A 23,947-nucleotide genomic window follows, 5' to 3' on the forward strand; every position below is an offset into this window, starting at 1 on the left:
AATGCCGCCCCTTTTCAGCTCCCGGGCGTTTTGCCGTGCCGGGACACCCCCGTTTTTCAAAAGGAATACTCAGTGAGAATGATCTCCCGGATGCTGGTCTCAGGCGTTGCGATTGCTGTGCTTGGCACGATTGCCGGCACACTCGCCGGTTGCGCCACCGAAAGCTCCCGCGCGCTGCCGGTGGCCAAGGTTGAAAGCGCCACACAAGTCTGGACCGGCGTTCGTGTGCCGATGGCCGTGGGCAAGTTCGACAACCGCTCCAGCTACATGCGCGGGATCTTCTCCGACGGCGTCGACCGTCTCGGCGGTCAGGCCAAGACCATCCTCATCACCCACTTGCAGCAGACCAACCGCTTCAGCGTGCTGGATCGCGACAACATGGGCGAAATCCAGCAGGAAGCGGCGATCAAGGGCCAGGCCCAGCGTCTGAAAGGTGCTGATTACGTGGTCACCGGCGATGTCACCGAGTTCGGTCGCAAAGAGACCGGCGATCATCAGTTGTTCGGCATTCTTGGCCGTGGCAAGACCCAGGTGGCCTACGCCAAGGTCAACCTGAACATCGTCAACATCAGCACCTCGGAAGTGGTGTATTCGACTCAGGGCGCCGGCGAATACGCCTTGTCCAACCGCGAAATCATCGGCTTCGGCGGCACCGCTGCCTACGACTCGACCCTCAACGGCAAAGTACTGGATCTGGCCATGCGCGAGGCGATCAATCGTCTGGTTGATGGCATGAATGCCGGTGCCTGGAAACCGGGCAACTGATCGACGCCCATTGCAAGGAGCAACACCCATGACTCTGAATTTGTCGCGCTCGTTGATGGCGCTGACGCTGGCCGCCAGTGCCTTGCTGGCCGGTTGTGCCCCAGGCCCGCAAACCCTGTACCAGTGGGAAGGCTACGAGCCCCAGGTCTACGAATACTTCAAAGGCGAAGAGCCGAAAGAAGCCCAGGCCGAAGCGCTGGAACGTGACCTGCAGAAAATCCGCTCCACTGGCAAATCCGTACCGCCGGGCTATCACGCGCACCTTGGCTTGCTCTACCTGAGCATGGGCAAGGACGATCAGATGGTGCAGCAGTTCAACACCGAGAAAACCCTGTTCCCCGAGTCCGGCACGTACATGGATTTTCTGCTTAAAAACGCCAAGACCGGAGACGCGAAATGATCGCGCGCACCTTGAAACTGCTCGCGGCCGGTCTGGCTCTGACCGTGCTGGGTGGCTGCGTCGCACCCAAAACTGTGGACTACTCGGCCTATAAACAGGCGCGGCCGAAGACCATTCTGGTGCTGCCGCCGCTGAACACTTCGCCGGATGTGAAGGCGTCGTACAGCCTGTTGTCGCAGGTAACGTTCCCGCTGGCCGAGGCCGGTTACTACGTGCTGCCGATTGCGCTGGTTGACGAGACATTTCGCCAGAACGGCATGACCACGCCGGACGACATCCATCAGGCACCGCCGAACAAACTGAAGGAGATCTTCGGTGCGGACGCCGCGCTGTACATCACCGTGACCGAGTACGGCACGCGTTACATGGTGATCAGCAGCGAGACTGCGGTGACCGCGACGGCGAAACTGGTCGACCTGAAAAGCGGCACCACGCTGTGGACCGGTTCGGCACGGGCGTCGAGTGAAGAGGGCGGCAACAACAACGGTGGCGGTCTGATCGGCATGCTGATCACGGCGGCGGTGAAGCAGGTCATCAACAGCGCCACCGATGCCGGCTACCCGATTGCCGGTGTGGCGAGCAATCGCCTGCTCTCGGCCGGGCATCCGGCAGGCCTGCTGTACGGCCCGCGTTCGCCGAAGTACGGCACAGACTGAACCCGCTAATGATCGTTCCCACGCAGAGCGTGGGAGCGATCCAGTGCAGGCCCCCTTGGCGCTGTATCCCTGCTTGCAACGAGCAGATGGGTAGAGCGACGCTGCCCCGATGGGTGATCCGCAATCAACCTCAATCAAGACCCTGCATCTCGAAGCCGAAGGCTATATCCTGCGTGACACTCAGTTGCTCGACGTTAAAGGAGTGCCCAAATGACCGAAAAGAAACCGGAAACCACGGTCGACCGCGTCTACCAAGGGGTTTACGAGGCGATCAGCAAGCGTTCGTTGCGTCCGGGGATGAAACTGGGCGAGGCCTCGCTGGCCGAGTTATTCAATGTCAGTCGCACGTCGGTACGCGCGGCATTGAAGCAGTTGGAGGCCGATGGGCTGGTCACCACCGAGCCGAATAAAGGGGCATCGGTGTCGCTGCCGAGCAATGCAGAGCTGCGCTCGCTGTTTGAAACTCGCCGGCTGATCGAGATCGGCATCGTTACCGAACTGTGCCGGCGCAAGGACAGCGCGGCGATGCAGGATTTGCGCGAACACCTGCTGCTGGAAGACGAAGCCCACGCGGCGGGCGATCACGAACGGCTGATCCATCTGCTCGGCGAGTTCCACCTCAAACTGGCGCGCAGCCTCAATAATCCGGTGCTGCTCGACTGGTTCCAGAAACTGATCTCCCGCGCTTCGCTGTACGCTGCGGCGCTGGATGACGACAGCCATGAAGTCTGCCGCGACAACGAACACCTGCGCCTGATCGAGTACATCGAGGCCGGCAATCAGAGCGCCGCCATCGAGCTGACCTGCACGCATCTCAACGGCATCGAGAAGGCCATTCTCGACGCTGCCGCCAAAATGAAAACCGGCTACCATCCACTCAAGCACCTGATCGGGGTCTAGGCGCCGGGCAGGGATGAAATCGGCTATACCTCATATGAAACCAATACGACTGATGACGCTCGAAACAGACGAGCGTTGCGTCGTTATGGCGTTGCGATTTATCGGGCAATCACCACAGGACACTGAGTCAGTCGATGCAGTTTTTATCCGATAGCCATGGTTGTGAGGGCTGGAAAGGCGAAATGGCCGGACGCATCAGCGCGTTCGACTGGAGCCACACCGAACTCGGTCCGCTCAACAGCTGGCCGCCCAGTCTGTGCAGCGCGGTGCAACTGATGCTGGCATCGCCGCTGCCGATGGTCATGCTCTGGGGTTACGCCGGGTACATGATCTACAACGACGCCTATTCGAAGTTTGCCGGTGGTCGCCACCCGTATCTGCTCGGATCGCCCGTGGAGCTGGGCTGGCCGGAGGTCGCCGATTTCAACCGGCACGTGGTCGATACCTGCCTGGCGGGTGGCACCTTGTCGTTTCGCAATAAAGAACTGGTGTTATTGCGCGATGGCGTCCCCGAAGACGTCTGGATGGATTTGTATTACAGCCCGGTGCCCAATGATGAAGGGCAACCGGCCGGAGTCATGGCGATGGTGGTGGAAACCACCGAATTCGTGCACTCCGAACGCCGGCGCCAGGAAGCCGAAAGCGCTTACCGCGCCGACAACGAACGGGTGCGTCTGGCGCTGAATGCCGGGGCCTTGCTTGGCTCGTTTGTCTGGGACGTGAAAAACAATACGTTGTCGGCAGACGAGCGATTCGCCCGCACGTTCTCCTATCCGCCGGATCAGGACCTGAGCGACTTGCCTCAAGACATCGCCGACTCGCGCATCCACCCCGACGATGCTGCCTGGGTGCAGGAACGGGTCGTCCACTCGGTGCAGACCGGCGAACCGTATAACGCCGAATATCGCGTGCGGCGCATTGATGGCAGTTATTCGTGGGTGTTGGCCAGTGGCGCCTGCGAGTTCGACGAACAGGGTGCGCCGTTGCGCTTTCCCGGCGTCTTGATTGACATCCATGAACGCAAGATTGCCGAAGAATCCCTGCTCAAGTTCACCCGCAACCTCGAACAGCGCGTGGGCGAAGAGGTCGAGGCACGGCTGGCGGCTGAAGAACAGTTGCGCCAGTCACAGAAGCTCGAAGCGATTGGTGGCCTCACCGGCGGCGTCGCTCACGACTTCAATAATCTGCTGCAAGTGATCGCCGGCAATCTGCATCTGCTTGCGCGTCACGAACCGAACAACGCCAACGTGCAACGCCGGGTCAGCGCTTCGCTGGCGGCGGTCGAACGCGGGGCCAAGTTGTCCTCGCAACTGCTCGCGTTTGCCCGACGTCAGCCGTTGTCGCCAGCGGTATGCAACCCGCGGCAGATCTTTGAAGGCGTCGGCGAATTACTGCAGCGAGCACTGGGTGAAACCATTCAGATCGACGTGCAGTTGCCGCAACAAGCGTGGCACATCAACGTCGATCGCAACCAGTTGGAAAATGCCATTCTCAACCTGGCGATCAACGCCCGTGATGCGATGAAGGGCGAGGGCACCATTACGCTCAGCGCTGCCAACGTGCGACTCGACCGCGAGTTCTGTGCCGGTAAAGGCATCGTCCCCGGCGAGTTTGTCCGCGTCGCCGTCAGTGACACCGGTGCCGGCATTCCACAAGAGATTCTCGAGCAGGTGTTTGAGCCGTTCTTCACCACCAAGGCCGATGGTCAGGGCACCGGGCTGGGCCTGAGCATGGTGTTCGGCTTCGTCAAGCAGAGCGGCGGACATGTCGAGATCACCAGCGCCCTGGGCGACGGTACGCGAGTGCAATTGTATTTCCCGCGCAGCCTGCGGCCGATTCTTGAGGAATCACCCAATCTGCAACGGCAGCAGAGCGGCGGCCATGAGACGATTCTGGTGGTCGAAGACAACGAGGCCGTGCGCGCCTCGGCGGTCGAGTTGTTGCGCGAAGAGGGCTATCGCGTGTTGACCGCCGGCCATGGCGATGCGGCCATGCAAATGCTCCTTGAAGGTGTCGAGGTGGACCTGATCTTCACCGATGTGGTCATGCCGGGGCTGATCAAAAGCTCCGACCTGTTCGCCTGGGCCAAGGTGCAGACGCCGCCGGTGGCGGTGCTGTTCACCTCCGGGCACACCCGCGACATCATCTCGCGCAATCACCAGTTGAGTCCCGACACCCACTTGCTAGGCAAACCGTACAGCCCGGAAGCCATGTTGCAGATGATTCGGGTGGTGCTTGGCAACTGAGCGCTGAACATTCCTTTACCAAGGCAGGTCGATGACTTCCAAGCGTAATTCCAAAGCGCCCGCCGGCATGGTCCGGGTACGCGGCGCCCGTGAGCACAACCTGAAGAACGTCGATGTCGACATCCCCCGCGATGCGCTGGTGGTGTTCACCGGGGTGTCCGGCTCGGGCAAGTCGTCACTGGCGTTCTCGACCTTGTATGCCGAGGCCCAGCGCCGCTACTTCGAATCGGTGGCGCCGTATGCGCGACGGCTGATCGATCAGGTCGGCGTGCCGGATGTCGACTCCATCGAAGGCCTGCCGCCGGCCGTGGCCCTGCAACAGCAACGCGGCACGCCGAGTACGCGCTCGTCGGTGGGCAGCGTGACCACGCTGTCGAGCCTGATCCGCATGCTTTATTCCCGCGCCGGCAGTTATCCGCCGGGGCAACCGATGTTGTATGCCGAGGACTTTTCGCCGAACACCCCGCAAGGCGCATGCCCGGAGTGCCATGGCTTGGGGCGGGTGTATGAAGTCACCGAGGCGCTGATGGTGCCGGACCCGAACCTGACCATCCGCCAGCGCGCGGTGGCGTCCTGGCCGCTGGCGTGGCAGGGGCAGAACCTGCGCGACATCCTTGTGACCATGGGCATCGACGTCGACATCCCGTGGAAAAAACTGCCGAAAAAACAGCGCGACTGGATTCTCTTCACCGAAGAAACCCCGACCGTGCCGGTGTACGCCGGGCTGACCCCGGAGGAAACCCGCGTTGCGCTCAAGCGCAAGATGGAGCCGAGTTATCAGGGCACCTTCACCGGCGCCAGGCGCTACATCCTGCACACGTTTACCCATTCGCAAAGTGCGCTGATGAAAAAACGCGTTTCGCAGTTCATGCTCGGCAGTCCTTGTCCGCTGTGCGATGGCAAACGCCTGAAGCGTGAAGCGTTGTCGGTGACATTTGCCGGGTATGACATCGGCGAGCTGTCGCAGATGCCGTTGCTGCAAGTGGCCGAGGTACTGCGGCCGGTGGCAGCGGCCAGCTACCTCGAACACGCAGAAGAAACCGGCGAGACCTTGAGCCATGCGCAAACCCGCGAGGCCCGTCAGCAGCGCGTCGCTCATGGCGCCAGTGGCCACGCCAGCGCGCCGGATGTGCGGCACACGCCCAACCTGTCACTGGAAAAACGCCTGGCGGCGCAGCGCATTGCCGAGGATCTGCTGGAGCGGGTCAGCACCCTGACCGATCTGGGTCTCGGATATCTGGCGCTGGAGCGCAGCACGCCGACGCTGTCGTCCGGTGAGCTGCAGCGCTTGCGCCTGGCGACGCAACTGGGGTCGCAATTGTTCGGGGTGATCTACGTGCTCGACGAACCCTCCGCCGGTTTGCATCCGGCCGATGGCGAGGCGTTGTTCGAGGCGTTGCAGCGCTTGAAGGCTGACGGCAACACGCTGTTTGTGGTCGAACACGACGTGGAAACCATGCGCCGCGCTGACTGGCTGATCGACGTCGGCCCGGCGGCGGGCGAGCAGGGTGGTCAGGTGTTGTACAGCGGCCCACCCGCCGGGCTGGCCGAGATCGCAGCGTCGCAGACTCGCGCCTATCTGTTTGCCCAAGCGCAGCGCCAGACACGCACGGCGCGCAAACCGACGGCGTGGCTGAAACTCGATGGCATCACCCGCAACAACCTCAATAACCTCAGCGCCGAATTTCCGTTGGGCTGCTTCACCTCGGTGACCGGCGTTTCCGGCTCGGGCAAATCAAGTCTGGTCAGTCAGGCCTTGCTGGAACTGGTCGGCGCGCAATTGGGGCGTCCGCCGGTGGACAGCGAGCCGGAAGAACTCAGCCTCGAAGATGACGCGCCGCAGGTCAGCAGCGGCCAGGTCACGTCCGGGCTGGAGTCGATCAAGCGACTGGTGCAGGTCGACCAGAAACCCATCGGCCGCACGCCACGCTCCAATCTGGCGACTTACACCGGGTTGTTCGACAACGTGCGCAAGCTCTACGCCGCCACCGACGCGGCACGGGCCGCAGGTTTCGACGCCGGGCAGTTTTCCTTCAACGTCGCCAAGGGTCGTTGCGCCACGTGCGAAGGCGAAGGCTTTGTCAGCGTCGAGTTGTTGTTCATGCCCAGCGTCTATGCGCCGTGCCCGACTTGCCATGGTGCGCGGTACAACCCGCAGACCCTGGCCATTCTCTGGGAAGGTCTGAGCATTGCCCAAGTGCTGCAATTGACCGTCGAGGAAGCGGTGACCGTGTTTGCCGAGCAACCGGGGATTCGCCGTTCACTGGAAGTGCTGCGCGATATCGGCCTCGGTTATCTGCGCCTCGGGCAACCGGCCACGGAGCTGTCCGGCGGCGAAGCGCAGCGGATCAAACTGGCCACCGAGTTGCAGCGCAACCAGCGCGGCGCGACCTTGTATGTGCTGGATGAACCGACCACCGGGCTGCATCCGCGCGATGTCGATCGGCTGCTGGAGCAACTGGATACGCTGGTGACGGCGGGGCATACGGTGATTGTCGTCGAGCACGAAATGCGCGTGGTGGCGCAGAGTGACTGGGTGATCGACATCGGGCCGGGGGCGGGCGATCAGGGCGGCAGAATCGTAGCGGCTGGCACGCCGCAGAAGGTTGCGGCGAGCAAGAAAAGCAAGACCGCGCCGTTTCTGGCTCGGGCGTTGAGTCGGTAATTGCGGTGTTCCGACTGGCACCCTCAAGCGCGGCGGCGAAGTTTTGAACGTTGGCGCGGGCCAGGCTTCGAATCGTTAACACCCCGGCGGATGTGTGTCGGGGGTGTTTGACCAACGAGGTGGCCATGAACGAGCAAACGAAGGAACAGAGTCAATCTGGCGAACCGATCAATCGCAATGATCCGGCGATCGACCCGCAGGTGCCGGGGCAACCGGCGCCGACACAACAGCAGGGCGATAAAGAGCAGGCCCAGAGCGCCGACCCGGCCGTGGACCAAAAAAATCAGAATACGGATAACGACAACGAGTTCAGTCCGGGCTTTGAGCCAAAACCGGACCGGGCTAAGCCGGGCGAGGATACGGATGCGGATATTGATACGGATGGCGGTTGATTTTCGGTTGATATGACAAGGCCGCATCTTATGGATGCGGCCTGTTTTTTCGCTTGAGTCTGGTGGTGTGGCTGAGATCGATCCCCCTCACCCCAGCCCTCTCCCCCCAAGGGGGCGAGGGGGAAAGGGAGCCGATCGGGGGCTATTCAAAACCTTAGTTTCACTCCAGAACCTGAGTTCGAAGAGTTGCAATCCAGAGCCCGAGTTCGAAGCCGGAGTTGCACTGCAGAACCTGAGTTCAAAACCGGAGTTTCCCTCCAGAACCTGAGTTCGAAGCCGGAGTTTCAGGTCGGCGTAACTCAAACATCCACCTCGGTCGGCTCCCTCTCCCTCCGGGAGAGGGCTGGGGTGAGGGTAAAGCTTTTTACTTGCTCGGATGCTTGGCCTGCAGCTCTTTCGCCGCTGCCAGATGTTTCTCCAGCGCCGGCAACATTTTCTGCGCAAACGCCTTCAACTCGGGGGCGCCTTTGACCTTGTCATCGGTCACGGTATTGGCCTGTTTCTTGAACAGCTCAATGGTCTCTTCGTGCGCCTTCACCTCATTGTTGGCGTAAGCGGCGTCGAAGGATTCATCGCGCATATCGAGGATTTTTTCTTTGGCCTGTTTGACCAGGGTCGTTTCATCCGGGACTTCGATGTCATTGGCCTTGGCAATCGTCGCCAGTTCGTCATTGGCCTTGCCGTGATCGGTGATCATCATGTTGGCGAACGCCTTGATGTCAGCCGATTGGCTTTTCTCCAGGGCCAGACGACTGGTTTCGATCTCGGCAATCCCGCCAGCCGCAGCGTTATCGACGAAGTCGTTGTCAGTCGCAGCGAAAGCGCTGCCCATGCCGCTGCTCAAAGCGACAGCCAGAACCAGATGACGCAGGTTGAATCCGTCCATCGTGTATCTCCACGCAGTTTTTGTTGGTGTTAAGCAATGGAGGCAACATGGCGAGCAAAGGTTTGATCGCATTTGCGACAGGGCGACGAACGGACACCGCTGGTCTGACAGGTGGTCGACAGAACCGTGCAACCGAGGCCATTCTGATAACGGGTCAGCGCAATCGGTCGTGCTGGCCCTGCCGATCAACTGACGGAGGTGTTCCATGCCGGTTCCCCATGACCTGTTTCAGGACTTGAGTTGCACGAAGGAAGAGATCCAGCAAAAACGCACCCAGGATCCACGACTGGATTCATTGATCAACAAATACTCCCAAGCCGACGCAGAGGTGGTCAAAGCCGAAACGGCCACTTCAGATGCCCCCACTGACGACGCATTGAAAAAGCTCAAAGAGAAGCGTCTGAAGGTCAAAGACGAAATCGTCAGCCATTTACAGGCACCGTCCTGATTCTCCGATGATCCGCCGATCTGCGGTTGCGGATTGGCGGGAACGACAGCCACGACCGGCACCTCGAATGTACAGAGTCCTCCATCAGCGACTCTTTGCGAGGTGCCACATGAACGATCCCAAATTCCCCAGTGAAGAGCAGGGCGCTTTCGACCCGGTTCCCACCCATCCCGAACCGAACAGTCCGGCGCATACCACGGTCAATCCTGAAGAGCCGGACGAGGATCTTCCCGAAGACGAAGATCCGGACAAGTTCGATAAATCCAGCAACTGACAGACCGCCATCGCTGGCAAGCCAGCTCCCAAAGGGTCACTCGTCGTGCACAAATTTCATGTCCAACGCGATACCTGTGGGAGCTGGCTTGCCAGCGATGGCGTCAGTAGGCTCGATACAGATCCAGCAGATTCACTTCAGCGCCGCATCCAACGGCATCCGCGCCATATGCGTCGCCTTCAACGAGCCAAAATACAACCACGGCCCATACTCGCGCACCGTAGTAATCGGCGAGTAATTGCCAGTGCTCGCGTCCTGCAAATTGGCAATCACCTTGCCCTGCAGATCCAGCCCCAGGACAAACCCGCGCTTCTCCACCGGTTTCGGCAGCACCGTCAACGCCCGCACGATCATCTTGCGCACGAACGGATGCCCGGCGGTACCGTCGAGTAGTGCATTGCGCGGGGCATACAACGCTACCCAAAAGCGATTGCTGCCATTGAACGCGAGGTTGTCCGGCAGCCCCGGCAAATTGTCGATGAACAGGTCGTGAGTGCCGGCTTTCGGCCCGGTCAGCCAATAACGACTGATGCGGTAGGCGCCGGTTTCATTGACCAGCACATAGGCGTCGTCCGGGCCGAGGGTCACACCGTTGGCGAACTCCAGCTTATCGAGCAGGACACTCGTTTTACCGCTCTGGAAGTCATAGCGCAGCAGACGTCCGTCGCCGCCGTGCTCGATGATCGCCTCGCCGTCATGGCCATAACCCCAGCGGCTGGAAGCGTCGCTGAAGTAGGCGTAATGCCCGGACTTGTCGATGGCCACGTCATCGGTGAAGCCGAACGCCAGACCATTGGCCGCCGTGGTCAAGGGAACCAACTGACCTTGCGCATCAAGGGACAGCAAGCCCTTGACCCCGTCAGCGATCACCAGCATGCCGTTCGGATGTCGGGCCAGGCCCAGCGGGCGGCCACCGGTGTCGGCGAGTACTTTGCGCTGCTGGCCGTCGAGGCTGCTGCGGATCAGTCGACCGTCGTGCAGCCCGGTGATCAAAAAGTCACTTTCCAACAGCAAGGCTTCCGGCCCTTCGATGTCGCTCGGCCCGACCTGCGCTGCGCCTTTGAGTTTCTGGTTCGCGGCGTAGAGACCTTCTTCCAGCGATGGCGCTGGCGGTGGCGTCCAGGCCACGGGTTCGACGTTGGTGGGCATCAATAATAAAAAGCCGATGACGATAAGGACCAGCAGCAACAGCAGATGTCTCAGCTTCACGCGCTGGCCCTCGCCGAGGCCAGGTAGCGGGCGGCCATGTCGCGCAGTGCGAGCATCGACGCAGCGGATTCGCGCTCGATGCGCCGTTTCAGCAGCAAGCGGTTGGCGATGCGCATGCCCAGTCCGTCGAAGCGATAATCCAGCGTGCGCACAAACCGCGTGCCGGTGCCTGCGGCGCTGCATTCATAGGTCAGCAGCAGCGACAAACCATGATCGCCCTGCGCCCGCGCACACCAGCGCCGGCCGGGCAGGTACTCGGTGACTTCCCAACTCAAATGGCCTGCGCGCCCGCCGGCATGAATGTCCTCTTCAAAGCGCGCGCCGGCATGCAACGGGCCTTGCGCACCGTCGATTTTCAGCGACGACGGGTGCCACTCCGGCCAGCGACTGACACTGGCGGCGTAGGCCAGCACGGCGATGGGTTCACCAGCGATATCGATCGGGTGCTGCAGGCGGGTCATGGGCATTGTCGAATTGCTCAAAGGGGTGGTTTCCGGCTCCCAGTACAGGGTGCCGAACAGGTAGTCCATCAGCGGCAAAACGATGTTGAAATTACGTTCCTGCATGCGTTCGCGACGGTGATGCAGTTCGTGCAACCGGCGCATCTGGCGGATCCACGGCAGTCGGGTCAGCGGGTTGTGCGGCGGCAGGTGTTCGCAGGCGTGGAATATTTCGTAAGTCAGATAACCGAGGACCATGCAGCCGCCAAACAGCCCGGCGACGTTGGCGTTGATCTGCGCGAGCAGCCACCACAACGGCAGGGTGATCAGCAGTGTGTGCAGCACGATCAGCCACGCGGGGAACAGAATCACTCGCCAGTCGCGGGCGCTGTCATATGTCATGTGGCCGGGGGTGAAGAAACTGTGATGATCGCCGGCATGGCGTGCGTAGAACATTTTCGCCAAGGTCTTTTTGTGGTGGCCGAGATGGCGATGGACCATGTACACACCGAAATTGAACAACAGCAGGGTCAACGGCACCGTCAGCCATTCCACCAGACTGACTTGCTGCACGCTGCTCCAGAACCCGCCGATGGCCAGCACGCCGAACAGCAGCACGAAAGCACCGTGCAACCACGGGTTGTACAGCGGATGAATGGCCGCACGGTAGCGGCTGCGAAATATCTCGGTGGTCTGCCTCACTGCGTCACCTGCGGGTATTGTTGTTATACCCGGCAGATTAGTCGATCCGGCCGTTTGTGCAGGCCGGACCTTGATGTCACATGCGCCATGATCGGCTGTAAAGCCGCCGCTTCAGCTCAGCGGGTTCCAGCGTTGCGACCAGTCGTCGTCGGTGCGGATCACTTCGCGCAGCAGGTGGAAGGCTTGTTGCAGCGTCGCCGAATCGCGATCGCGTGAGTAGACGAGGTAAGTCGGATAGCCGAATTCCGGGGCTTTGGTCACCGCTTCCAGGGCGCCGCTTTCCAGGTAAGTGCGCACGACTCGGGTGCGGAAATAGCCGCTGCCGCCGTGTTCGAGAATGTACTGCAGGGCCAGTGGGCCGAGGTTGAAACTCAGCGCCGCTTTGGCTTTTTCCGGCAGGGCGGCGTCATGCTGGCGGCGGAAGTCCGGGCCCCAGTCAATGTAGACGTAGGGATCGGGACGATCGGGGGCGCGCACCAGAATCAGTTTTTCTTCCAGCACCTGCTCGACCTGCAATCCCGGCCAGTATTCCGGTTGATAGACCAGCGCGGCGTCGAGCACGCCGAGTTCGAGCTGGCGCAGCAGGTTTTCGCCGTCGCGGATTTCCATGCGCAGAGCATGCCCGGGAATTTTCTCGCGCAGTTCCGCCGCCCAACTCAACATCAACGGGTTGCACAGGCTGACTTCGCCACCGATGTGCAGCACGTTGTGATAGCCCTCGGGCAGTGGCAGGTCGCGGCGTGCGGCCTCCCAGGTCTGCACCAGTTGATTGGCGTAGACCACAAAAGCCTCGCCATTGGGCGTCAGTTTCGCCCCGGCGCGGTTGCGCACAAACAGCGTGCTGCCCAGCTGGCTTTCGAGTTTCTGCACCCGGGCGGTGATCGCCGTTTGTGTGACAAACAGCTTTTGCGCGGCCGCGGCGAGGCTGCCGTGACGGACGATTTCCAGAAAGGTGCGAGCGAGATCGATGTCCATGGGTGGGCCGGTGTTTGAGGTGTCGGGCATTGTAAAGGCAAAAGCCCCTCACCCTAACCCTCTCCCAGAGGGAGAGGGGACCGATTGGGGGATATTGAAGTAATGCACCGACTTGAACGATCAACGTTGAATCCATAATCGACCCGATTTTTCAGGTCGATGCAGGGCGCCAGACACCTCACCCTGGCCCTCTCCCTTGGGAGAGGGCCAGGGTGAGGGGAAAGCAGTCACCGCAAAATCAACTGGCCAACTCGGTCAAACGCACCCGCGCCCACTCTTCAATCAACCGCGCCGGCGTGCCACAGACCTTGCGCTTGTAAACAAAATTGCGGCACTTCTCGGCAAACTGATTACGGTTGTAGAGCATGTCTTCCTGCATCTCCTGAAGTTCGGTTTCGCGGCATTGCTGGATCAACACCTGATCCACCCGCGCCTTGCGCTCGCGCACCGCCGCATAGGTCGGATCGCTCACCACGCCGTTGGCCCTTTGCAGCAACCACAGGGCAAATTCGTCCGGGCAGCGCGGGCCGATTTCCTGAACCATGCCCAGTTGCCACGCCTGCACCGCGCTCACCGGCAGACAGGCTTGGGTCAATTGCTCGGCCATTGCCGGGCCGACGGCGCGGGGCAGGCTGTAGGTCCAGTATTCGGAGCCGTACAACCCCATGCTCTTGTAATGCGGATTGAGCACGATATCGGCGCGGGCAAAGACAATGTCGGCCGCCAGCGCAAGCATCACCCCACCGGCGCCGGCATTGCCGGTGACGCCACTGACCACCAGTTGCCGGGCCGTCAGCAGTTCTGCGCAGACATCGTCGATCGCCTGAATATTGGCCCAGGCTTCGGCACCGGGATCCTGCGCGGCCTGGATCACATTCAAATGCACGCCGTTGGAAAAACTGCCGCGTCCGCCCTTGATCAACAACACCCGGGTATCACGGGATTTCGCCCAGCGCAGCGCGGTGACCATGCGCTGGCACTGCTCGGTGCTCATGGCGCCGTTGTAGAACTCGAAGGTCAGCTCACCGACGATGCCGGATTCGCGGTAGCGAATCGGTTGATAGGCTTCGTCACTGAACGGCTGCGTGGCGATCGACCAGTCCAGCACCGGTACATCGGCCAATTGCCCGGCCAACAGGTGTCGCGCCGGTTGCTTGAAGGTCTCCTCGCCGGGTTGCGGTTTGCGCCGCAGTGCACCGATCCACAGGCTTTGATCTCCGGCTGCGACCAGCACCGCATCGTCATGCACCGCAAGAATTTCGCCGGGCATGCCGCTGCGCGAATCCAGGTGCGCGTCGTACACGTAATACTGACCGCCGGCCAGGCTCGCCAACACCCCGGGCTGGCCGTCGGCGGCATCGATGCAGCGTTTGATAAAGCGCGCGCAATCGTGCCAGCTGAAACTGCGGTCGGCCTGCTTCATGTTCGGCTGCAAGCGCCCGCGCACCTTGGCATCGGCATAGTCCAGAGCTACCGGCTCGAAGCCTTCGACGAATTTCTCGACCACTTCGCGTATGCAACGAATCGCCGCGTCACTGACCCGGCCGTTGTACAGCTCGGATTTGCGCAGGCCCGACGGCAGGTTGAATTCGCAGGTGGCCCACACCGGGCCGGCGTCCATTTCCTCGACCGCTTGCAACGCGGTGACGCCCCAATTCGGCAGCTCGTTGGTAATCGCCCAGTCGAGGGCACTGGCGCCGCGATCACCGACGATACCTGGATGGATGATCACCACCGGCCGCTCGGTGTTGCTCCACAGCGCCTGCGGAACGCGGTCCTTGAGGAACGGGCAGATCACCAGATCCGCGCCGCTGTGTTCGATCTGTTCGCACACGGCCTGTTCATTGGTAAACAGCACGACGCTGGGCGAGTGCCCGGCCTCGCGCAGTTCCAGCCAGGCGCGTTGGGTCAGGCCGTTGAATGCCGACGACAGCAGAATGATGTTGAGTGCTCGCATGATTGCTCTTCCTTGAGTGGATTCGGCCGTGGGCTCTCGCTGAGCCGTCCCTGGCCTTCGATGGAGCCGCGAGATTAATCAGTGACGAGCCACGCGCCAGTGATCAAGGTCAACGTTCTGTCAGCCATTGTTTCTGCGGCGACGAAGCGCTTTATGTTCAAAGGTTTGCATTTGATGGTTTTTTATTTCTGAAAATGTCGGCGGGGCTATTGCACAGTCGCGCCTGATCAGAGCCGGACGGGGCGGGAGTGGTGGCTGGATGTGAGTGCTCACTTCGGTGGCTGATAGCCGAATGTCTTGCGTTTACGTCCTACGGAAAATGCAGGGTTTTGCCGCAAGCGAGGGATATTTCCGACGACCTTTTCAGGTTGGTCGTCGGAAGCGCGATCTATAGCATCGATCCTGACATTGAAGTCGCTGAGCGGCTTGAACGCTCAGGCTCCCAGATCAAGGATCAGTTATGCGTACCCCACACATCGAGCATGAAACCTCTGTTTATTCCCTGCGCAACTTCTGGATCGACGATCGCGCCAGATGCCCCATGGAGGATATCGCGATGCCCACACCAAAAGCGCCCCGGCTGACGGGGCTGAAGAAGGTCGCGGGCAAGCCTGTCGATCTGCTCGTGAACGGTCAGAACATCGGTGACGATGCCCTGCTGATCATCCGCCTGACTGACGAGGGCTTTGAGCTGAGCGATGTCGTCAACATGCTTTCAACTTGCGAGTTGTATCTGCGCGAAGACATGGTCAAACGCATCACCGGCAAGTCTGTAAGAACCGTGCGCCGGCTCATGAAGGAAGGCAAACCGGTACGGCTTGACCCGCAACAGAGTGTCGTCGCCTACCAATATGCGCTGGTGCTCGAGATGGCCACTCGGGCATTCGCAGGGCAATCGCGGGCGGAGGCCTGGATGCAGAAACCCAGCCCTTATCTGAGCGGCCACGTGCCGTTGGAATTTATCCGACATCCACTGGGTTTCCAGATGGTGGAACAATACCTGTGGCAGATCATGTCCGGGGTTTACCCATGAATCCCTTGCCTTGGGACGAGCACTGGTATGCCTGGCGGCTGGACCCCGAGGTTTATGGGACTACGTGGGACAGCGGGATAGGTTCAGAACTGAATGGAGGTCGATGGAATGCGCCTGGCCGGCGAGTCGTCTACGCCTCTGTCGACCCGTCTTCGGCCATTCTGGAGGTGGCAGCCAATAACAGTTTTGATGCGCTCGACAGTGAGCCGTATGTACTGACGTGCTTTGAAGTCATCAGCGATGCCAAGGTCAGAATTGTGCAGCCGGAAGAGGTGCCCAATCCATACTGGTTGAGCCCCGCACGGCCTTCACCCAATCAGCAGTTGTTTGCCGATGCTCTTTTGGCCAAGCATCCGTTTGTGTTGATCCCCTCGGCGGCAACCCGGCATTCGTGGAATCTGCTGGTGAGTTGTGAACTGGCGGAGGGGCAGTTCCAGATGGTCTCCCAGGAAAGGTTTGGCCTGGATACCCGGTTGTTGAAGGAGATGGCATTGGCCTGATACGCAGGGATGCTGTTCATGATTCAATCTTCATCCGTCAAATCACCTTTGAGTCTGGCCGGGCTGCTGGCCATCAACACGCTGCCGGCCATTGCGGCCGAGCGCACGGCAACTGAATGTGAAAGCGGGCATGCGCAGTAAATTTCAGCGTTCGAATGAAAAATCCCGCCATGAAGGCGGGATTCTTGGGTCACTGAACGCGCTATTACGACGGGAACAGCTCGGACAGTTTCATCGACAGCATCATGTCGCCTTCAACGCGCAGCTTGCCGCCCATGAAAGCCTGCATGCCGTCGGTTTCGCCGCTGACGATACCTTTGAGGGTTTCGCTATCCAGTACCAGCGTGCAGTTGGCGTCCGGGTTCTCGCCTTCCTGGATATCGCAGGTGCCGTCCTTGACGATCAGCGAGTACTGCTTGTCTTCGTCAGTGATGTTGAAACCGAAGACCAGATCCAGGCCGGCAGCAGCGGCTGGGTTGAACTTGGCTTGCATTGCTTTTACGGCATCGGCTACGGAGGTCATGGTTCGATCCTTATTGGGGTTGATTACAGCAAGGTTCACAAGTTAACCGGACTCAGCGGAAAGTGATGAGTTCCGGAGCCTTCAACAGTTGCAGGTGCGCATGACTGTTGAAGGAGGCCAAAGCCACCTCGCGACCGCGGAACTTCAGATGGTTGAGCGAGGTGTTGACGATTTGCCAGTTCAATTCAAAGGCCTGTCTGGCGGGCATTTGCGTAATGAGGTGGAGCAGGGCGGTGATGGTGCCGCCGGAGGTGAACACGGCGATTTTCTGTTTGGCGCCAGCCTGTTCCAGGATCCGGTGCAGCCCGGCCTGAACCCGTTCGACGAAACTCAACCAGCTTTCCAGCCCCGGTGTGTCGTAAGTGCCGGCCAGCCAGCGCTCGATGATCAGGGCGAAAATCCGTTGGAATTCGCCACGGTTCTGCGCGGCATTGCGCAAGATGTCGAGGGCTTCAGGCTCGTCCGCCAGCATGTCCGGGAGCAGCGCTCGAATCACCGCGTCGGCATCGAATTCGTTGAATGCCGAATCGGTTTCCAGGGTCGGCACCGGCAGCCCTTTGGCGGCGTATTGCGCCAGTGCGCTGGTGGCCGTGTGCTGCTGACGACGCAGGTTACCGGCGAGGCAGCGATCGAAGCTGATGCCCAGTTCAGCAAGGTGCTGACCGAGGATTTCTGCCTGACGCACACCGGTCGGCGAGAGGACGTCATAGTCGTCTGCACCAAAGGAGGCCTGGCCATGTCGAATCAAGTAGATGCTGCCCACGTCCGCGTCATCCCGGTACGTTGAAGGTTGTGGCGAGGTTATGAGGATGACGGGTAGCTGTCAATGAAAAAACATACGCTTGTTTGAAATGCCCGTTACAGGGGTGTTGCCAGAGTTTTCACGGCTGGTCGACAAGCCGGCGCATGGGTATGCTTGAGCCATCCCGCGCGTGTCCCGCCTCCGCGCATCGTTTAAGGAGTCTCTGTGGAGTTTTTCACCGAATACGCCAGTTTTCTGGCCAAGACCGTCACCCTGGTAGTCGCCATTCTGGTGGTGCTTGCCAGTTTTGCCGCATTGCGCAGCAAGGGCCGGCGCAAATCGGCCGGTCAGTTGCAGGTCAGCAAACTCAATGATTTCTACAAGGGCCTGCGTGAGCGCCTGGAGCAGACGCTGCTCGACAAGGATCAGCTCAAGGCTTTGCGCAAAGGCGAGGCCAAGTCCGAGAAAAGCGCGAAAAAGCAGAAGAAACCGCCTGAAGCCAAATCGCGCGTATTCGTGCTGGATTTCGACGGCGACATCAAGGCTTCGGCGACCGAAAGCCTGCGCCACGAAATCACCGCATTGCTGACCCTCGCTACCCCCAAAGACGAAGTGGTCCTGCGTTTGGAGAGCGGTGGCGGCATGGTTCACAGCTATGGTCTGGCTTCCTCGCAACTGGCGCGTATCCGCGAGGCCGGCGTACCGCTGACCGTGTGCATCGACAAGGTTGCGGCCAGCGGCGGCTACATGATGGCGTGCATCGGCGAGAAGATCATCAGTGCGCCGTTCGCGATTCTCGGCTCGATCGGCGTGGTTGCGCAGCTGCCCAACGTCAACCGCTTGCTCAAGAAGCACGACATCGATTTTGAGGTCCTCACCGCCGGCGAGTACAAGCGCACCTTGACCGTGTTTGGCGAAAACACCGAGAAGGGCCGCGAGAAGTTTCAGGAAGACCTGGACATCACCCATCAACTGTTCAAGAACTTCGTGGCGCGCTATCGCCCGCAACTGGCGATTGACGATGTGGCCACCGGTGAAGTCTGGCTCGGCGTCGCGGCGCTGGACAAACAACTGGTCGATGAGCTCAAGACCAGCGATGAATACCTCGCAGACCGGGCGAAAAAGGCTGAGGTCTATCACCTGCACTACGCCGAACGCAAAAGCTTGCAGGAGCGTATCGGCATGGCGGCCAGCGGTTCGGTCGACCGCGTGCTGCTGAGCTGGTGGAGTCGGCTGACCCAACAGCGTTTCTGGTAAATACTCCGACGCTCGCATGACAACCGTCATGCGAGCGTGTTTCAGAAAAACTGTGCACTACATATGTATTTTCAACTTCTTGATTGTTGATGAATTCTGTTTGAGTTCATCAACTAATCGCGCTGTATCGAGTTTTATTTCAACTTTATTCTGAGTGCTCAAGTCAGATTAAGGTTGTTAAACATGGATGTTGAAAATGCAAAACTGAAAACGCCTGACATGACGCCAGCCCAACAAGGCGTCTTTTTTGAGTTGTTCAAAGAACAAATTCCCGCTTGGTTGCTTGAATCGTCGAATGCCGTACGCGACGCCCTCTACACCAGCCTTAAAACCAGCTACAAGTCCCGGCACCTCGCGCGTGAGCAGGCCCAGGCGTTGAGTTCTCCGCAAGCTTTCTGTGCGCCCCTGTTGGCTAAAGCGATGTCACAGAAACTGGGAGAGCCGTTTGACGTCGCGGGCGCGCTCTTCCAGCATGTGCGCTCGACGTCCAGCCTGTTGGGATTGCGCAAAAAACTTGTACTGCCGATCAAGCGCGACGTGTTGACGGCAGCCTGCGAGAATTTCGAACTGTCAGAAACAAAGTCCGGCAACTATAGCGATGACTCGTTTCTGTATGTTCCGCCTCGCGTTAAAGGGCAGCGCAGTCAGATACTGCCACTCGAACCTCATCAGTTCGCCAAACTGTGTCGAGATCTCGATCTGGGTGCGCAATACCAGAAACATGTAGAAGCGTTGTTTGGCAGTGAAACTCAGATCGGTAGTTTGCAGACCGCTGCAGTGGCGTGTTCAAAGGATCAATTCGATGTTGATCGGCATATCGCATTGCTTCGCGGACATATCAGTGCAGATGTTTACGCGATGCTCGAATCGGTCAAGGATTCGGCGTCCACGATCAGTCTGGGCACTAACACGTTGGGGTATCACAATCTCGAAATGCTCGGGGTAACGTTGAGCGGACCGATGTTGATCGGGCCGGTCGGCGTACGTGCCGACGATGATGACGAGCGCTGTGTGGTCTACATACCGGGTGACCCGGATCATCCGCTGAAAGAATACGCCTCGTTCCCGATGTTCGAACGCCAGTTGAGCATGCGCTTGCGAGATGTGAAATGGCGCAGTTTTTTCATGCGTTTCATCCTCCTTGGCGAGCGCTCGACGTTCATCACGGGGCTGAATGTAAGACTGCTGAACGCCAATACCGCGCAGTTTCCATTCGCCACGTTCTACTTGCCGGTGACGGCCGTCGCCCTGGAAGGCGATGCAAAGCACGATCTCTTTCTGGCGCTGTTTCGGCATCACTCGAAAAGATTCCGCGCGGAAGCGCGGTTGCTGGTGGTACCGACCGGTGATGAAGATGAAAAGACCCGCCTGGGGCGGCTGGATACCTATAAGTCCATCGGCTTGAACACGCTGGCGTTCTTTGCCTCTTTTGTCCCTGTCCTTGGCGAAATGATGTTTGCTGTGGCCGGCCTGCAATTGCTCAGCGAGGTCTACGAAGGTGTGGAGAGCTGGGCTTATGGCGATCAGGAACACGCGACGGATTGCCTGTTCGATACCCTGGAAAACCTGATCCTCATGACGGCATTCGCAGCCGGTGGAGTGGCCGCAGGCAAGGTTTACAAAACCCTGCGTTCATCAACGTTCGTTCAGGGTTTGCGACGCCTGCCTATTGAAGGCGACGGCCATCGGCTGTGGTGTGCGGACATGGCCGCCTATCGCCAATGGGAGCCGGTTCTTGCGGGGCTTTCGCCGGACAGTCAGGGCTTGATCCGGCAGGGGGATGAGCGTTTTCTGCCGCTGGGCGCGGATGCCTATGTAGTACGTCCGGTCGCCGGCACCGGGCTGTGGGAGGTGCATGGCACGCCGCCATCTGCGCGCTACCACCCATTACTCGAAACCAATGGAGCAGGGGCATGGCGCCACGATTCGGAACTGGCGCAGGGCTGGAGCCCGCTCACGCTCCTGCGCCGCCTCGGTTATCGCGAAGAAGGGCTGCCCGATGCCCGTGTCCTGCAAGTCATCGCCTGCACCGGCATTGATGAAACACAGCTACGCCATTCGTTCGTGCAGCGTGGCGAGACGATGGCATTGCTGGCCGACACCGTCAGACGCTTTCGCGCCGATGCGCAGGTTTCGCAGTTTCTGGAGCAGATCGGCACGCCATCGCTGGTTTCTTCAGCCGATGCTGATCTGCAGTTGTACCTGCTGACCACGGCGTCGCGCTGGCCTGCGGATCTGGCGGTGATTGTGAACGACGTCGGGGCGCAAGAGGTGGCGCGTTATGGCGCTGAGAGTGCATCCAGACGCCTGGAAATCAGCAAGGATACGCTGCACCAGGGAGAGTTTCACACGTCACTGCTGGCGGGTCTCAAGGCGGATGAGCGGTCGAATTTGCTGGGCTCGACCGCGGGAAAAGCATCAGAGCAGGTTACCTCGCTTTTGGCCTGTATTAGTGCACTTGCGTCGGGCCAGCGGCCGGCGCTGATGAGTCGGCTGTATCGACGCGTTGATGTCTGCGAAAGCGTCCGCGGAGAAATCATTTGCAAGGCTTTTGCACCATTGTCAGCCAGCATCGCCGATGAGTTGGTACGGTATGCCGATATCAATGAATGGGCGCAACTTGACTCGGCCAAGGTGCCGTTGCGACTCGCCGAAGAGGCACGGCGCTTTCAGCCGGTTCAGCGGTTGAACCGCGCGTACGAGGCGCTGTATCTGGATTCGTTCAGCGGCGACGACGCTGACGGGTTGGTACTCGATGCCTTGACGCACTTGCCCGGGTGGCCCGGCGATGTGGATGCGCAGGGAACGGTCGTGTCGACGTCGCCCGCCAGCCCCCGCGCAGATTTTTTCCAGGCTTTATGGGAAAACCTGCCGGCACATGCCCGAAAGGCGCTTGGTGTGGCCACGGACACCGATGGCAGTGGTCTTCGGCAGAACATTACCGCGGTGGCATTGCAGCGCCGCGAGCCGTTTTCCCGGTTGCTGAATATCGAAGCGCTGGGTGCAGACTACCGCTCGCCGATGGGACTGGCGGATCGCCAGATCGAACACTCCATGGGGCTCTCGGCGCCAGACACCAGCCCCTTGCCCTCCAGATCGCCGGCGATCATGCAGCGGGCGGGCGAACTGTATCCTTCCCATTCCACCGAGCAGATCAAGCTGTTTGTAGCGTCACTGGAGGCGGACGACGTCTTGGCCATCAGGACACTCGAGCGCATGCGGGTTGAGTACCAAACGATGGTCGAGACGCTGGAACGCTGGGTCCATCGCGACACCTGGTATCACACGGATAGCGGTGGGCGCGAAAAGGTGCCCTCGCACAGCAAATCTCTGGCGGCACGAGCGATCCGGCGTGCCTGGCGCCGAGAAACCCGCGTGACTGATGAATCGGGTAACAGCGCACCCAGTCTGATACTGGACCGGGTGCCTCTGGGGGAGTTGCCGGTGATCGTGGCCGACTTCAATCACATCGCTGTGTTGCGGATGAGTGGGGTGGGGGCCAGCGCCGGGTTGAACAGCTTTTTGCGCAATTTTTCCCGGCTGAGCACGCTGGATTTATCAGGTAACGGGCTGACGCGCGTGCCGCAGGCGATTGAAGAAATGTCCGGTCTGCGACATCTGGATTTGAGTGAAAACCAGATCGAGCTCACTGAGCGTTCAGTTCCCGAGTTCGGCAACAACGATGGCCTGGTTTCGCTGGATCTGAGTTTGAACCCGACATTGGGGCGCACACCGCGGCTAACGGCGCAGCGTCGATTGCGGCGCCTGGATCTGCGTGCCTGCGGAATTTCCGATTGGCCCTCGGACATTGATGCGCTGACTGAACTGCAGGCGCTGGGCCTTCGCAATAACAATATCGTCGAGGTGCCCGCAGCAGTGTTCAACTACCGCGCCGCGTTGAATCGTGGCACCTGCCTTGACGGCAACCCGCTGTCAGCGTCGAGCCTGAAGGCGATTGCGCAATACCAAAGGACCCAGGGTAGCGGCTTTGGCGTGATGGCTCATGACTACCCGGGTACGGCGTGGCAGGCTGTCGATAGGGAAGGTGCCGGCTGGGTGAATGGTTTGTCGCAAGTGTCGGTTGCGCGTGCGCAGGAGGTGCTGACGTCTTTGCTGGCGGATCCGCAATCACGGGACTTTTTCGAGGTGCTTGAACAATTGCGCGCAACCGCTGATTTCACCCACATCCGCGATCAACTGGCCCAGCGCGTGTGGGGCGTGCTGGAGGCTATCTGCACAGACGCCAGATTGCGCCGAACGCTGTTTCGCATGGCCAGGGCCGGCCAGGCAAGCGCCGTCAATGTCGCCGTGCTGTTCAGTGATCTTGAGGTCAGATGTCTGTGTTATCGGGCAGTCGCGGCTGTGCGCACCGGTACGCAAACACTGGAAGGGGAGCTGATCGGCCTGTTGCGCGGAATGTTTCGCTTGCATGAAGTGCACAGGCACGCCTTGATGGACATCGCGCAGCGTGCGCAGTCCGCTTCACTCACCGCGCAGCAGGCGCTGGATGTCAGTCTGCTGTACAGGGTGCGCCTGGCCGAACGACTGCAACTGCCCGGACAACCCCGGCAACTGAATACCGTGCTGGACGTTGAAGTGACCGCCGGCCAAATCGATCAGGTCGGTCTGGAGGTGATCAGGGCCGAGCAAGGCCCGCGACTACTGGAGTCGATCAGTCAGGAGGAGTTCTGGTCGGAGTACCTGGCAGAGACGCAGCGAGCTGCATTTGAAGACAACCTGCAACGTAGCGGCCGATCACTGGCGCAATTGGAGCGGCGAGCCGGGCTGTCTCGCCAGGCGGCCTCGCAACAGATGAAGACCATTCTTGATAATTTCAGGAACGAAGCTGCGCAGGTTCGCAGGCACCTGACAACTCTGGCTTTGAGTCGCCACCCTGGTTTGACGTTGCCGCCGACGACGGCGCCGGGCCGGTTTGGACAATCCAAGGGTTAAGCAGAAAACCCCGAGTCCGCAGGC

At 60.1% G+C, this 23,947-nt stretch carries 21 protein-coding genes; 14 read left to right on the plus strand and 7 right to left on the minus strand.

The window, feature by feature from the left end; genetic code table 11:
- Window positions 1–78: 78 nt before the first annotated feature.
- The 7 genes from QZR14_RS00100 to QZR14_RS00130 all read left to right on the plus strand — a co-directional run bounded on the left by QZR14_RS00100 (window position 79) and on the right by QZR14_RS00130 (window position 8,024).
- Window positions 79–765, plus strand: a complete 687-nt coding sequence (locus QZR14_RS00100) for a CsgG/HfaB family protein (RefSeq protein ID WP_161986630.1) — start codon at window positions 79–81, stop codon at window positions 763–765.
- 28 nt (window positions 766–793) lie between these two features.
- Window positions 794–1,165 carry a DUF4810 domain-containing protein gene (locus QZR14_RS00105; RefSeq protein WP_250605373.1) on the plus strand — a complete coding sequence of 124 codons (372 nt, stop codon included), beginning with the start codon at window positions 794–796 and terminating at the stop codon, window positions 1,163–1,165.
- Complete coding sequence (locus QZR14_RS00110) at window positions 1,162–1,821, plus strand: DUF799 domain-containing protein (protein ID WP_311995533.1); 660 nt, start codon at window positions 1,162–1,164, stop codon at window positions 1,819–1,821. Before QZR14_RS00105 ends, QZR14_RS00110 begins: the two co-directional genes overlap by 4 nt.
- A 210-nt stretch (window positions 1,822–2,031) precedes the next feature.
- A complete protein-coding gene (locus QZR14_RS00115; protein ID WP_250605371.1) occupies window positions 2,032–2,721 on the plus strand; it encodes a GntR family transcriptional regulator in 690 nt (229 codons plus the stop codon).
- Between the two features lie 134 nt (window positions 2,722–2,855).
- Window positions 2,856–4,967 carry an ATP-binding protein gene (locus QZR14_RS00120; protein ID WP_311995534.1) on the plus strand — a complete coding sequence of 704 codons (2,112 nt, stop codon included), beginning with the start codon at window positions 2,856–2,858 and terminating at the stop codon, window positions 4,965–4,967.
- A 31-nt stretch (window positions 4,968–4,998) separates the two neighbouring features.
- Window positions 4,999–7,632 carry an excinuclease ABC subunit UvrA gene (locus QZR14_RS00125; protein WP_250605369.1) on the plus strand — a complete coding sequence of 878 codons (2,634 nt, stop codon included), beginning with the start codon at window positions 4,999–5,001 and terminating at the stop codon, window positions 7,630–7,632.
- Window positions 7,633–7,757: 125 nt separating this feature from the next.
- Window positions 7,758–8,024, plus strand: coding sequence for a hypothetical protein (locus QZR14_RS00130; RefSeq protein ID WP_250605368.1), 267 nt, complete (start codon window positions 7,758–7,760; stop codon window positions 8,022–8,024).
- 364 nt (window positions 8,025–8,388) lie between these two features.
- Here QZR14_RS00130 and QZR14_RS00135 read toward each other — a convergent pair whose 3' ends face one another.
- The gene (locus QZR14_RS00135) at window positions 8,389–8,910 is read right to left on the minus strand and encodes a DUF4142 domain-containing protein (RefSeq protein WP_311995535.1); all 522 of its coding nucleotides are present in this window, start codon (window positions 8,908–8,910) and stop codon (window positions 8,389–8,391) included.
- Between the two features lie 205 nt (window positions 8,911–9,115).
- Here QZR14_RS00135 and QZR14_RS00140 point away from each other — a divergent pair, with 205 nt between their 5' ends.
- Together QZR14_RS00140 and QZR14_RS00145 are read left to right on the plus strand one after the other, a co-directional pair.
- Window positions 9,116–9,358, plus strand: coding sequence for a DUF465 domain-containing protein (locus tag QZR14_RS00140; protein ID WP_038368920.1), 243 nt, complete (start codon window positions 9,116–9,118; stop codon window positions 9,356–9,358).
- Window positions 9,359–9,467: 109 nt separating this feature from the next.
- Window positions 9,468–9,632, plus strand: a complete 165-nt coding sequence (locus QZR14_RS00145) for a hypothetical protein (protein WP_250605367.1) — start codon at window positions 9,468–9,470, stop codon at window positions 9,630–9,632.
- A gap of 132 nt (window positions 9,633–9,764) precedes the next feature.
- Here QZR14_RS00145 and QZR14_RS00150 read toward each other — a convergent pair whose 3' ends face one another.
- From QZR14_RS00150 to QZR14_RS00165, 4 genes are all read right to left on the minus strand, one after another.
- A complete protein-coding gene (locus tag QZR14_RS00150) occupies window positions 9,765–10,841 on the minus strand; it encodes an SMP-30/gluconolactonase/LRE family protein (RefSeq protein ID WP_311995536.1) in 1,077 nt (358 codons plus the stop codon).
- Entirely contained in the window at window positions 10,838–11,983 is a 1,146-nt protein-coding gene (locus tag QZR14_RS00155; RefSeq protein WP_311995537.1) for a sterol desaturase/SRPBCC family protein, read from the minus strand. The genes QZR14_RS00150 and QZR14_RS00155 overlap by 4 nt, the downstream gene beginning before the upstream one ends.
- 111 nt (window positions 11,984–12,094) lie before the next feature.
- Window positions 12,095–12,958, minus strand: a complete 864-nt coding sequence (locus tag QZR14_RS00160; RefSeq protein ID WP_007912548.1) for a LysR family transcriptional regulator — start codon at window positions 12,956–12,958, stop codon at window positions 12,095–12,097.
- 238 nt (window positions 12,959–13,196) lie between these two features.
- Window positions 13,197–14,915, minus strand: coding sequence for a hydrogenase maturation protein (locus QZR14_RS00165; RefSeq protein WP_311995538.1), 1,719 nt, complete (start codon window positions 14,913–14,915; stop codon window positions 13,197–13,199).
- Between the two features lie 556 nt (window positions 14,916–15,471).
- Between QZR14_RS00165 and QZR14_RS00170 the strand changes: the two genes are divergently transcribed.
- Genes QZR14_RS00170 through QZR14_RS00180 form a run of 3 tightly spaced genes read left to right on the plus strand, consistent with a single transcriptional unit; the run spans window position 15,472 to window position 16,589 of the window.
- The gene (locus QZR14_RS00170) at window positions 15,472–15,948 is read left to right on the plus strand and encodes an MbcA/ParS/Xre antitoxin family protein (protein ID WP_250605478.1); all 477 of its coding nucleotides are present in this window, start codon (window positions 15,472–15,474) and stop codon (window positions 15,946–15,948) included.
- Complete coding sequence (locus QZR14_RS00175) at window positions 15,945–16,448, plus strand: RES family NAD+ phosphorylase (protein WP_311995539.1); 504 nt, start codon at window positions 15,945–15,947, stop codon at window positions 16,446–16,448. The genes QZR14_RS00170 and QZR14_RS00175 overlap by 4 nt, the downstream gene beginning before the upstream one ends.
- An 18-nt stretch (window positions 16,449–16,466) precedes the next feature.
- Complete coding sequence (locus QZR14_RS00180) at window positions 16,467–16,589, plus strand: hypothetical protein (protein ID WP_311995540.1); 123 nt, start codon at window positions 16,467–16,469, stop codon at window positions 16,587–16,589.
- 64 nt (window positions 16,590–16,653) lie between these two features.
- Here QZR14_RS00180 and QZR14_RS00185 read toward each other — a convergent pair whose 3' ends face one another.
- Both QZR14_RS00185 and QZR14_RS00190 read right to left on the minus strand, forming a co-directional pair.
- Window positions 16,654–16,971, minus strand: coding sequence for an SCP2 sterol-binding domain-containing protein (locus QZR14_RS00185; RefSeq protein WP_007912567.1), 318 nt, complete (start codon window positions 16,969–16,971; stop codon window positions 16,654–16,656).
- A gap of 52 nt (window positions 16,972–17,023) precedes the next feature.
- A complete protein-coding gene (locus QZR14_RS00190; RefSeq protein WP_250605363.1) occupies window positions 17,024–17,734 on the minus strand; it encodes a histidine phosphatase family protein in 711 nt (236 codons plus the stop codon).
- A gap of 204 nt (window positions 17,735–17,938) precedes the next feature.
- Between QZR14_RS00190 and sohB the strand changes: the two genes are divergently transcribed.
- Together sohB and QZR14_RS00200 are read left to right on the plus strand one after the other, a co-directional pair.
- Window positions 17,939–18,970 carry a protease SohB gene (gene sohB / locus QZR14_RS00195; protein WP_250605362.1) on the plus strand — a complete coding sequence of 344 codons (1,032 nt, stop codon included), beginning with the start codon at window positions 17,939–17,941 and terminating at the stop codon, window positions 18,968–18,970.
- A gap of 183 nt (window positions 18,971–19,153) precedes the next feature.
- The gene (locus QZR14_RS00200; protein ID WP_311995541.1) at window positions 19,154–23,923 is read left to right on the plus strand and encodes a dermonecrotic toxin domain-containing protein; all 4,770 of its coding nucleotides are present in this window, start codon (window positions 19,154–19,156) and stop codon (window positions 23,921–23,923) included.
- Window positions 23,924–23,947: the final 24 nt, after the last annotated feature.

Origin of the sequence: Pseudomonas sp. rhizo66, assembly GCF_031931925.1 — a bacterium.
Taxonomy (GTDB): Bacteria; Pseudomonadota; Gammaproteobacteria; order Pseudomonadales; family Pseudomonadaceae; genus Aquipseudomonas.

Bases quoted from the DNA above. Each gene is read 5' to 3' on its own strand.
- QZR14_RS00125 (WP_250605369.1), top strand. From the start codon at position 4,999: ATGACTTCCAAGCGTAATTCCAAAGCGCCCGCCGGCATGGTCCGGGTA.
- QZR14_RS00105 (WP_250605373.1), top strand. From the start codon at position 794: ATGACTCTGAATTTGTCGCGCTCGTTGATGGCGCTGACGCTGGCCGCC.
- QZR14_RS00140 (WP_038368920.1), top strand. From the start codon at position 9,116: ATGCCGGTTCCCCATGACCTGTTTCAGGACTTGAGTTGCACGAAGGAA.
- QZR14_RS00130 (WP_250605368.1), top strand. From the start codon at position 7,758: ATGAACGAGCAAACGAAGGAACAGAGTCAATCTGGCGAACCGATCAAT.
- QZR14_RS00115 (WP_250605371.1), top strand. From the start codon at position 2,032: ATGACCGAAAAGAAACCGGAAACCACGGTCGACCGCGTCTACCAAGGG.
- QZR14_RS00135 (WP_311995535.1), bottom strand. From the start codon at position 8,910: ATGGACGGATTCAACCTGCGTCATCTGGTTCTGGCTGTCGCTTTGAGC.
- QZR14_RS00100 (WP_161986630.1), top strand. From the start codon at position 79: ATGATCTCCCGGATGCTGGTCTCAGGCGTTGCGATTGCTGTGCTTGGC.
- QZR14_RS00120 (WP_311995534.1), top strand. From the start codon at position 2,856: ATGCAGTTTTTATCCGATAGCCATGGTTGTGAGGGCTGGAAAGGCGAA.
- QZR14_RS00160 (WP_007912548.1), bottom strand. From the start codon at position 12,958: ATGGACATCGATCTCGCTCGCACCTTTCTGGAAATCGTCCGTCACGGC.
- QZR14_RS00180 (WP_311995540.1), top strand. From the start codon at position 16,467: ATGATTCAATCTTCATCCGTCAAATCACCTTTGAGTCTGGCCGGGCTG.
- QZR14_RS00165 (WP_311995538.1), bottom strand. From the start codon at position 14,915: ATGCGAGCACTCAACATCATTCTGCTGTCGTCGGCATTCAACGGCCTG.
- QZR14_RS00110 (WP_311995533.1), top strand. From the start codon at position 1,162: ATGATCGCGCGCACCTTGAAACTGCTCGCGGCCGGTCTGGCTCTGACC.
- QZR14_RS00200 (WP_311995541.1), top strand. From the start codon at position 19,154: ATGGATGTTGAAAATGCAAAACTGAAAACGCCTGACATGACGCCAGCC.
- QZR14_RS00175 (WP_311995539.1), top strand. From the start codon at position 15,945: ATGAATCCCTTGCCTTGGGACGAGCACTGGTATGCCTGGCGGCTGGAC.
- QZR14_RS00145 (WP_250605367.1), top strand. From the start codon at position 9,468: ATGAACGATCCCAAATTCCCCAGTGAAGAGCAGGGCGCTTTCGACCCG.
- QZR14_RS00185 (WP_007912567.1), bottom strand. From the start codon at position 16,971: ATGACCTCCGTAGCCGATGCCGTAAAAGCAATGCAAGCCAAGTTCAAC.
- QZR14_RS00170 (WP_250605478.1), top strand. From the start codon at position 15,472: ATGCCCACACCAAAAGCGCCCCGGCTGACGGGGCTGAAGAAGGTCGCG.